This window comes from Nocardiopsis sp. MG754419 (assembly GCF_018207095.1).
Classification (GTDB): Bacteria; Actinomycetota; Actinomycetes; order Streptosporangiales; family Streptosporangiaceae; genus Nocardiopsis.
Window position 1 is genome coordinate 1 of record NZ_QOCZ01000274.1, and the last position, 2628, is coordinate 2628.

Annotated in this window: 4 protein-coding genes; 1 reads left to right on the forward strand and 3 read right to left on the reverse strand. The window is 72.4% G+C overall.

Annotation, left to right across the window (positions count from 1 at the left end):
* Positions 1–919, reverse strand: a 919-nt coding sequence (locus DSY14_RS27475; protein WP_211719510.1) for a benzoate/H(+) symporter BenE family transporter, incomplete at its 3' end; no start/stop codon positions are given.
* A gap of 94 nt (positions 920–1013) precedes the next feature.
* On the opposite strand from DSY14_RS27475, the gene DSY14_RS27480 reads away from it, so the two are divergent.
* Positions 1014–1172: a hypothetical protein gene (locus DSY14_RS27480; protein ID WP_249188563.1), complete on the forward strand. Its 159-nt coding sequence runs from the start codon at positions 1014–1016 to the stop codon at positions 1170–1172.
* A 55-nt stretch (positions 1173–1227) separates the two neighbouring features.
* Here the strand turns inward: DSY14_RS27480 and DSY14_RS27485 are convergent, their stop codons facing one another.
* Complete coding sequence (locus DSY14_RS27485) at positions 1228–1581, reverse strand: antibiotic biosynthesis monooxygenase (protein ID WP_211719511.1); 354 nt, start codon at positions 1579–1581, stop codon at positions 1228–1230.
* 204 nt (positions 1582–1785) lie between these two features.
* The gene (locus DSY14_RS27490) at positions 1786–2604 is read right to left on the reverse strand and encodes an SDR family oxidoreductase (protein WP_211719512.1); all 819 of its coding nucleotides are present in this window, start codon (positions 2602–2604) and stop codon (positions 1786–1788) included.
* Positions 2605–2628 lie beyond the last annotated feature (24 nt).

The window sequence follows — 2628 nt, forward strand, 5'->3', positions numbered from 1 at the left end:
CCCCCAGGTAGAACACGCCCGCCCACACCCCGGCCAGATAGCGGCGTTCCCGGTCCGGGTGGGCCTGGGGCCCGGTGCAGATCGCGGCGGTGATCGCGGCCAGGTTCATGCCGTAACAGCCGAACGGGGCCAGCACGAGGTTGGTCGCCCCGGTCCAACCGATCACCGGGGAGATCGGCACGTCGTACCCGTCGCCGCGCAGGACCGCCACCCCGGGCAGGTTCTGGGAGGCCATCGTCACCACGAACAGGGGCAGACCCACGCTCACCAGCACCTGCCAGGAGAACTCCGGCGCCACGAACACCGGGGTGGCCAGGGCGAGGTCGACCTCCCCCGGGCGCAGTGACCCCTGGAGGGCGGAGGCCACACCACCGACCAGAAGCGACAGCAGCACCGCGTACCGCGCGAGCCACCTCCGGCACACCAGGTAGGTCACGAACATCGCGAACACCACCACGAAGTCGTTCTCCATGCTGCCGAACAGGCCGAGGCCGAACTGCAGCAGCACACCGGCCAGGAGCCCGGCGGCCAGGGGCACCGGGATCCGGTCCATCACCCGCGCGAACCAGCCGGTCACCCCGCTCAGGGTGATGAGCGCGGCCGAGAACAGGAAGGCCCCCACGGCCTGGGGCATGGTCACCCCGTCCAGACCGACGGCCAGCAGTGCGGCGCCGGGGGTCGACCACGCGGTCACCACCGGCGCCCGGTACCGCAGGGACAGACCCACGCAGGTGACGGCCATGCCCACGCCCAGGGCCAGCATCCACGAGGCGATCTCCCCGGAGGAGGCGCCAGCCGCCTCCGCGGCGGTGAACACGATCGCGGCGGAACTGGTCACCCCGACCAGGACGGCGATGAGCCCCGCGACCACGGCGGACGGCGCGAAGGCGTGTCGGACACGACGGACGAGCTTCCTCATGGCGGACCATCCTGTCGTCCCACCTCGGCGGCGGGCGCGGCGACCCCACCGAAGAGCCGTCGACCACGATGGGCGCCACACCGACGATGGCCTCGTGCCCGGCGACTTCGAAGCACGCGTCGCCGACGCCGTCGCCGAACCCACCGAAGGCCGGAACCTCTCCTGGTTCGCCGGCCGCGTCACCGAGCAGCGACCCTCCTGGGGGTATCAGCGCCCCTGGGGGAACCGGGGCACGGACCCCAGGGACGTGTGACGCGGCCCCGCCCTCCCGGCGGGGCGTGGACCCGCAGGGAGAGCGAAGGGTCGGTTCAGCCCTTGGCGACGACGTGCTGGACGACCTCGTAGCCCCAGATCTCGCTGTTGGTCGCGGCCGGGCCACCGTGGCCGCCGTGCGCGTGCCCGTCACGCTGGGCGTCGGCGGCCGCCTGGGCGTGCCCCTTCTTGAAGGCCAGGCCGTTCACCCAGTTCTGGAAGTCCTCCTCGGACCGCCAGCGCGTGTACACGAGGTACTTGTCGGTGCCCTCGACCGGCCGCAGCAACTGGAACTCCTCGAAGCCCTCCTGGTTCTCCACCAGCCCGGCGCGCTTGGCGAAGCGCTCCTCCAGCGTGGCCCCCTCGCCCTCGGGGACGGTCAGGACGTTGAACTTGACGACACTGGTCACGTGTGTACCTCCGGTCGGTCCGAAACCTACTGAGGCCAACCTAAGGGACCGTCCGTGCCGCGCCCCACCGGCCCGTCCGTCATCGGGACGCGGAGAGCCGGAGCGGTCCGGCCCCCTGGGGGCGGCCGGACGGGCGGATCGCGGGCGGTTCGGGCCATCCGGGTCGGCCCCGCCCCGGGCGCGCGCGGGCGCGCGAACTCCGGGTCAGCGCAGCCCGTGCTTGCGGGCCACGAGCCGCAACATCACCGACCGCGGAAGCAGCCGCCGCAGCGCGAACACCAGAGGAGCGTTGCTGCCCACGGCGTACAGCGGGCGCGGCGCACGCGCCTCGATCGCCCGCACCACGGTCGCGGCCACCCTCTGAGCGGGGATCCCCCCGGCCTCGTTGGCGTTGAGCGTGTCCGCCACGGTCCGGTACTCGCTCGCGAACGGCGAGCCCTCGGCGACGTACTGGGTGCGCCGCTCACTGATCCCGGTGTTGATCGACCCGGGTTCCACCGTGGTCACCCCGATCCCGAAGGGGGACACCTCCCCTCGCACGGCGTCCGCGAACCCCTTGATCGCGGCCTTGCTCGCCCCGTACGAGGACCGGTAGGCCAGCGGGAAACTCGCCTGCATCGATCCGACCATCACCACCCGGCCGTACCCCCGTGCGCGCATCCCCGGCAGGAGCAGCTGGGTGAGGCGGACCGCTCCGAACACGTTGAGCCGGAACACCCGCTCCACCGCCTCCATCGGCAACTCCTCCAAGGGGCCGTTCTGGCTCTCACCGGCGTTGTTGACCAGTACGTCCACCGTGCCGACGGCCTCGGCGCAGGCCTCCACCGACGCCTCGTCGGTCAGATCCAGCGCCAGGTACTCGACCCCGGGAACGGGGTCGGTGATCCTTCGCGGGTCACGGCTGGTGCCGAACACGTGATGGCCGCGTGCGACCAGGGTGGCGGCCACGGCCGCGCCGATCCCGGAGGAGGCCCCGGTCACCAGTGCCGTTCGACGGGGACCGGGGGAGGAAGGCGAGGTCATGGTGGGCCCTTCGGTCGGGGGGGG